This window comes from Haliscomenobacter sp. (genome assembly GCF_040403615.1).
In the GTDB taxonomy this organism is placed as follows: Bacteria; Bacteroidota; Bacteroidia; order Chitinophagales; family Saprospiraceae; genus Haliscomenobacter.
The window spans coordinates 27,317-33,491 of record NZ_JBBAKG010000068.1 but is presented as its reverse complement, the minus strand read 5'-3'; the positions used below and the strand labels follow the sequence as shown (position 1 = coordinate 33,491).

Here is a 6,175-nt window from a genome sequence, read left to right as displayed (position 1 = left end):
GGTCAATTTACCAGGTATGGATTTGCTTTAAGAAGCCAAGAACCTGATCGAAAGCTATTTTTAGCGATTCCAAACATCTTTTTCAATCGTTTTTTTGATGATGTTTTTTTTATAGAACTTTTAGATTATGCTGGGGTTAGTTCTCTAGTATATGATGAAGAAAACCCAATAATCGTCAAATGGATAAAGTAATTCAATACAAACAAATCGTCCGAAAGCTGGTGGAAGAAATAGGCGGAATTGCAGATCCATTCCTCAAAGGAGTTGATACTGAAATTATTATTGATGATGAGAAAGGACATTATCTCCTCTTTTCGGTTGGTTGGCACAACAAAGATTGGCATTATGGTAGTTTTGTCCACATTGACGTAAAGCCTGAGGGGAAAGTCTGGCTTCAACATGATGGTACTGATCTATCTTTGGCATACGAATTATTCAACCGAGGGATTCCAAAAGAAGACATTGTTTTAGGCTTTAAATCACCAATTGAACGAGAATGGGTTGGGGAATTTGCTTTGTCCTAGACCTTCACCTTTCCCTTCAACCACCAATAAACCGGCATCCCCAACACCAGCAAAATCAACCCGCTCCTGATCGTATGCCATCCCGTACCCAAAATTGCGGCCATGGCAAAAGCAAAAGTCAGCACCGACCGGATCGTCAGCCCCCAATGCAATGCCCATCGAAATTGACCTTGCCTGAGCAACCAGACCCATTCGGCCAAGGCACTAAACACATAAGGAATCAAATTGGCCAGAGTAGCCAACAAGATCATTTTTTTGAACTGCTCTTGCAACGAATCGGTGTAGTTCAGCAATACCATTCCGGTCATTAAAATGCTGGATAAAATCAAGGCATTAGCTGGAGCGCCTCGGCGGTTCTCTTTACCAAAAAATGGCGGAAACAAGCCGTCTTTGGCCACGGCATCCGGGATTTGCCCCTGCAACAATATCCAGCCATTCAATGCACCCAGGCAAGCCAGAGCGGCGGCGGCGGCTACGGCGTAATATCCCACCCGCCCCCAAATCAATTGAGCAGCATCCGCAAAAGGTGCTGCAGATTCGAGCAATTGCCCATGCGACAGTATCCCCATCACCGCTGAACAGGATGCTACAAAAACCAGCACCGAAAAAACCGTTCCCCACCAGGTGGCCCGACTGATGTTGCGTTCGGGATTGCGGATGGAAGTGGCAGGGATGGTAGCCGATTCTATGCCCAAAAAGGACCAAAAAGTAAGCGCTGCTGCTTGTAAAGCCACATCAGACAGGGAAAATTGCCCAGGGTCTACTGCCCAGTTTTCCCACTTGAAAAAGTAAAAACCCCAGGTAGACAACAATAAAATAGGCAACAGGCGCAAAGCGGTAGTGATCAATTGGAATTGAGCTGCCTCGCGCACTCCCCGCAGATTGATGGCAGTGGCAACCCAAATAGAAGACAAACAAACCAGCAACGACAAATTGGAATTCGTGCGCAAGCCCGGAAAAAAAGGCGTAAGATTGGCTACAAAAGCAATGGCGATGGCCGCATTGCCCGTCCAGAGCGAAATCCAGTACCCCCAAGCCACCACAAATGCGCTAAAATCGCCAAAAGCCCAGCGCGTGTAGGCATAAGGGCCACCGTTGGTGGTGATCAAACGGCTCAAGCGGGCAAAAGTATAGGCCAAAAGCAGCGCTCCCGTACCAGAAACCAACCAGCCCAGCAGACTGAGTTGCCCAAAAACAGCCAGGGTAGCCGGAAGCAAAAAAATGCCCGATCCAATCATGTTGCCTGCTACCAATGCCGCCGCAGGCCAAAATTCAATTTGTGCTTGTTTCAAATGATCCCAGTTTAACGAAAGTTAAGTATTGGAGCCTTATCAAAGGAAGCTTTCATGAAATTAGTTTTCAGGGGACTAATTTAGCTGTTTCTTTGTTAAGGCGTGGAGGCATCAATTTTCCGAACACACTCATACCACAATCATGACCAAACTTTACACCGAATTCGCAGAATTGTACCACCTGATGTACCAGGGATTGATCGATTATGCTGAAGAATACAGCTACTATCAAACATTATTGACCCAGCACCACTGCCAATCGGTGCTGGAAATTGGCTGCGGAACAGGTCAATTGGGAAAACGCTTCCTCGAAGCTGGATTTGACTACCAGGGACTAGACATCAGCGCAGAAATGCTGGCTTTTGCCCGTGAAAATGTCCCTGAGAATTTGCTGCACCAGCAGGACATGCGCAACATCCAGTTGCCCGATCGCTTTGACGCAGCCATCATTACTGCCCGCAGTACTGCGTATTTGCTGCACAACGAGGATTTGATCCAAGCTTTTCAAAGCATCAAAAAGATCCTGAATCCTGGCGGTTTGTTGATTTTTGACTACATCGATGCCCGGAGTTTCATCCCCCAAATCGAAGAAGGAAAAACCATCCTGCACGAAGTAGATACCCCCCTTGGAAAAATCAAGCGCGAAAGTCAATACGCCCTGAGCATCGCCCACAATTGGTGCTGGGTCTGGACTTCAAAATTCTATCAGGAAAATACACCCATTGGCGAAGATGTGGCAGAATTAAGGGCTTTCACCCCCGATGAAATGGAGCTGTTTTTGAATTTGGCAGGCTTTAGAGTTGAAGCAGTGTTGAGCAGACCGGTGTATGCTTTTGAGACCAAAGTGGTGATTGCCAGGGGGTAAACCGGGAATTACCCATTGGCTTTAATGATCCGCAGGGCTTCGCGTGCCGTAAGCGCGGGCAACTTATTGCTTTCCACAAAATCCTGGACGGCCACGGGGTTCACTTTGGCGTATTCCCGCAGTGCCCAACCTGCTCCTTTTTGTACAAAAAATTCCTTGCTATCGGCGCGGCGCAACACGTTGGCAAACAAGCGCTGGGCATCCGTTTTTTGTTTGTATCCCAATTGGTAAATGATCGCTGCCCGTTGGTACCAGAAATTGTCGCTTTCAATCCAGCGATCCATGTACAAGGGGATTTGCTCGGGAAAACGCAGCAACAGGCCTCCGGCAAACTTTGGGGCCAAAAAATCAACCGAATCCCACCAGGAGTTGATGCCGATCAGTTCTTCAAAAACCGGTAGAAAGGAGACATCCATTGTCTTGATCTTGTTGCGCAAGGCATCGCCCACAAAATAATGAATGTCGCGGTATTCGGAATCAAAACAAGCCCGACACAATGCTTTGAGGTCTTCGCCTTCGGGCAAGCCTTGCGTTTTTACAAAAGCTGCTGCCAGCTCGCGCCGCAATGGCGTTTTGACCCCAAAAAAGGGAAAGTGGTACTTCATGTACCTGGAAGCGCCTTCGGCAAAAATCGGATTGCCTTGCTTACGGTATACATTTTCCAGCTCCCGGATGTAAGTTTCTACTTCAAACATGGGGATGATATTAGCAATAAAAGATTAAATCACAGCTTTTTTTACGTGAAATCTGTGTAAACTTCGGCAGGAATGAATTGACCCTGCACCCTCGTTATTTGAGCCTGATATCAAATCTACCCTCCGTTAGCACAATAGAATCAGTAGTTGAGGTAGCAGAAGACGCTTCGCTGATTCTTCGGAATAATTTGCCTGAAAACTCGCCAGACATTGTTTTTGAGAGTAGGTCAATTCTGGTAATGACAATCGTAAAAACCGGATTGCTTGCTGAAAGCAAATAGGTTTTATCGGGCTGCCGGATTTCGGAGAACGAATAAGCCACACCAATGATGTCATTCGTAAGTGTACTATAGGTTCCTGCACCTCGAAAGTTGGTGCTCAGATCCATTCCGATGTTTTCCTGGGTGTTCCAGACATTATTTTTATACAAAACCTTATCTGCCGTGATGGAAATGTCGCCGTCGCTGGTATAATACCTGCCGTGCAAGTTTTCCCGACAGCCACCCGCGAATGGAAAACAAACCTTTCCATAATTGATCCAAACCGCGGTGTTTAAAAGGCATCCAAAAGTGTGTTGCCCTGATTGCGTCTTTGCCGGAAGCGCCAGGGTAAGCCCGGTATCGTCTTTTATACAGGAGCTGAATAGCAAGGGTAATGCGAAAAAAAGAGCTAGGCCATTTTTCATAAACAGTTTTATTCCACATAGACTGCTTTGAGCCAGGATAGGTTGGAAAATGGCTGTTGGAAGATGGCCGCTGGTATAAGTCTTGAGCAGCCCTCTGCTATGCAATACTTGTGCCAGCGAGGTTTAATTTGGACTCAAATGCCAGCCAGAAAAAGGTTTTACAGTCGCGCAATTTGGGCCGCCGTCTTTGGCTGTTCCTGGAACTTTCGTTTCCAGCACAAGGGAAGCATCCGTAAATAGTTGTTGGATTGTTTCGACTGAAATACCCCTCAAAGGGATTTTCAAGCGTCGAGTCCAGACCGAATCGAATTGACCCGCAGCCGTTCCAATGTCAACATAAATGAAACGTTCACTCGATGGTCCTTGAACATAGGGTCCGGTGAAATTATACAAAGCGTCTCGGTTTTCTTTTACTGAAATTTTAAACTCAAAGCATAAATCCTCCTTACCAGATCTTTGCTTTAGAATCGTTTCGTATTTGTTTCCACTGCCTTTTTGAATGCCAAAGTCGACTCCCGGGGGAGGACTTTCCAAAATAATTCTGATGGATAATTCTTGATTCATTTTATGGGTATTAAAGTCAGAGTGCTGCCCGTGAGCTGTCTTCCCATGCGGTGCTGAATTTGATGTCACTACCGATTTCCCAGGTGGTAATCAAATTGCTGCCATAATGCCAAAGCTTTACCCATTCAGGTCTGGTAACCGTGTCCCAAACTTTTTGAAGGGAGGCATTGATAGTAATCGTTGAAATGTTGGTTGCCATGTTGTTGGTTTTAGAGTAGTACCCAATAGGGGAGTGTGAAGTTACTGCGTCTTGACCAGTATAATTTATACCCAAGTTGCACAATTTTACAACTTCCGGATGATTTTGATTGCCTGTTCAATCCAATTAGAATGTTCATCCAGGAAAATATCCGGGTCGATCCCAATGTCTTCATAATTCAACAGCCTTGCTGGGCCTTTCATATCCGTTACATAAATTTCAAAATGTTGACTGGGCAATTTTTCCCGTTTTCCGTAATTGCTTCCGTAGCTCAACATCCCTTTGGTTGTTTGCCCAAGAGTCCTGGTATTTTTAAATTTTTTCAAGCGCAAGGTGAGTATTTCTGCCTGGCTTACCGTTCCATTGTTGATCAAAATAAAAACATTGCCTTTTTTAGTGTATTCTCTGATGAGCTGAACGTATTTTCTTGCCATTTTCTTCGCACCACCTTCACTGTTTCTCAGGTCTAAAATGAGATTTGCGGCAGTCAGTGAATTTTTGACTGAATCAAGGAAAACTGCCGACTTTTCTGCGTTCGAAAGATCAGCCTGAAAAGTCCTTACCGCTAGGTATTGGATGTCGTCAGCTACTTGTCTAAGCTCAAACTTTGGTGTATTTTTAGGCAGGTTGACCCAATCAACTTGCGGCAATTGTTTAGCATAAATACTTTGAGCATACGAGTTATAAAAGTAAGAGTTAAGCAATGCCTGATTTTGATATTTTTCAACTGGATGAAGTATAAAGTTTTTGGTAAGCGGGTGTCCGTATATGGCTTTGAACAAGTTCGGGGCATATTCGTAAAGATGTATGGCAACCTGCCCTTTTTGCCATAAGGAAACTGCTGATTCCAGTACCACGCCGATGTATTCCTTATTGCCGCTCTTAAAAAGTCCAACTGAATAAAATTGACCATAATAAAAAATACCTTCAATCGATTCAGCAGGTTTTGCGGTTAATGCTGATTTTAAAGAGTCCAGGTTACCCGCGAATTGGGGGTAATCCAAGAATTCTTTTGTAGTAATGAATTGCTCAATGCGCTCCTGGTCTTTGAAATTTTCAAAATCAGGAATTTGGTAAAACCCCAGGTGATTGTCCTTCAAGGGGAAAATCAGTTGTGCCAGGTTGTAGAAATATTTGTAGCTATTTACCTTGCTTGATGTGTCTGCAACCAAGCGATCATACAAGTCCTTGTAGAGGGCCAATTGTTTGCCCTTTATTTGTGATTTGTAAGAAGGGGTCTTTTGTAGGATGGCTTTTAATGCACTCAAGTCCGTCAAATACGGATCGGTCTGTGCTTGTAACCCCAAAGTCAAAAAAATGATTGTCAGCGCTAATAATAGTTTCATGTTCT

Annotated in this window: 9 protein-coding genes; 3 read left to right on the top strand and 6 right to left on the bottom strand. The window is 44.8% G+C overall.

Translation table 11 applies throughout. From position 1 onward, the window contains the following. The coding region (locus tag ABW391_RS19700; RefSeq protein WP_353483623.1) for an element excision factor XisH family protein at positions 1-192 on the top strand (192 nt) is incomplete at its 5' end. Continuing rightward, a complete protein-coding gene (locus ABW391_RS19695) occupies positions 180-524 on the top strand; it encodes a XisI protein (protein WP_353483622.1) in 345 nt (114 codons plus the stop codon). The genes ABW391_RS19700 and ABW391_RS19695, both read left to right, overlap by 13 nt. Here the strand turns inward: ABW391_RS19695 and ABW391_RS19690 are convergent. Then, positions 521-1,816: an amino acid permease gene (locus ABW391_RS19690; protein WP_353483621.1), complete on the bottom strand. Its 1,296-nt coding sequence runs from the start codon at positions 1,814-1,816 to the stop codon at positions 521-523. The two genes, ABW391_RS19695 and ABW391_RS19690, sit on opposite strands and share 4 nt — an antisense overlap. Positions 1,817-1,958: 142 nt before the next feature. Between ABW391_RS19690 and ABW391_RS19685 the strand changes: the two genes are divergently transcribed. After that, on the top strand, positions 1,959-2,681 hold the full coding sequence (locus tag ABW391_RS19685; protein ID WP_353483620.1) for a class I SAM-dependent DNA methyltransferase: 723 nt from the start codon (positions 1,959-1,961) through the stop codon (positions 2,679-2,681). A gap of 8 nt (positions 2,682-2,689) precedes the next feature. Here the strand turns inward: ABW391_RS19685 and ABW391_RS19680 are convergent, their stop codons facing one another. The 5 genes from ABW391_RS19680 to ABW391_RS19660 all read right to left on the bottom strand — a co-directional run bounded on the left by ABW391_RS19680 (position 2,690) and on the right by ABW391_RS19660 (position 6,170). Then, a complete protein-coding gene (locus ABW391_RS19680) occupies positions 2,690-3,376 on the bottom strand; it encodes a DNA alkylation repair protein (protein WP_353483619.1) in 687 nt (228 codons plus the stop codon). 94 nt (positions 3,377-3,470) lie between these two features. Next, positions 3,471-4,061 (bottom strand): Riean_0653 family protein, encoded by a 591-nt coding sequence (locus ABW391_RS19675; protein WP_353483618.1) that lies wholly within the window; start codon positions 4,059-4,061, stop codon positions 3,471-3,473. A 123-nt stretch (positions 4,062-4,184) separates the two neighbouring features. Beyond that, positions 4,185-4,625, bottom strand: a complete 441-nt coding sequence (locus ABW391_RS19670) for a DUF5990 family protein (protein WP_353483617.1) — start codon at positions 4,623-4,625, stop codon at positions 4,185-4,187. Positions 4,626-4,641: 16 nt separating this feature from the next. Next, positions 4,642-4,824 carry an SRPBCC family protein gene (locus ABW391_RS19665; RefSeq protein ID WP_353483616.1) on the bottom strand — a complete coding sequence of 61 codons (183 nt, stop codon included), beginning with the start codon at positions 4,822-4,824 and terminating at the stop codon, positions 4,642-4,644. An 86-nt stretch (positions 4,825-4,910) separates the two neighbouring features. Next, on the bottom strand, positions 4,911-6,170 hold the full coding sequence (locus ABW391_RS19660; protein WP_353483615.1) for a S41 family peptidase: 1,260 nt from the start codon (positions 6,168-6,170) through the stop codon (positions 4,911-4,913). Positions 6,171-6,175: the final 5 nt, after the last annotated feature.